Source organism: Pseudomonas sp. DE0010, from assembly GCF_007680745.1.
GTDB classification, from domain to species: domain Bacteria; phylum Pseudomonadota; class Gammaproteobacteria; order Pseudomonadales; family Pseudomonadaceae; genus Aquipseudomonas; species Aquipseudomonas parafulva_B.
The window spans coordinates 1-248 of the sequence record NZ_VEJQ01000256.1 but is presented as its reverse complement, the minus strand read 5'-3'; the positions used below and the strand labels follow the sequence as shown (position 1 = coordinate 248).

Below are 248 nucleotides of genomic sequence, written 5' to 3'. Positions count from 1 at the left end.
ATAGCTGACGAAGACCGCGAGCAGCAGGCCGACCACCATGCCCAGGGCCGGCAGCAGCATGGCGCGACTGGGATCCACGCCGCTGACGTCCACCCCGGCGCGGGCCACGCTGGCCAGGAGGATGTCGTGCAGATAGAGACTGCCGAAGCCCACCGGCAGGAACATGTAGGGGGCGATCAGGCCAAAGGTCATGACGCAGGACAGCCGCCGGCGATCCAGCTCCAGGCGCGTCAGCACATAGAGCAGCG

Annotated in this window: 1 protein-coding gene; it reads right to left on the bottom strand. The window is 67.7% G+C overall.

All coding sequences use genetic code 11. The features are described 5' to 3' along the window. The coding region (locus FS767_RS22450) for a Na+/H+ antiporter NhaC family protein (protein ID WP_305986817.1) at positions 1–248 on the bottom strand (248 nt) is incomplete at both ends.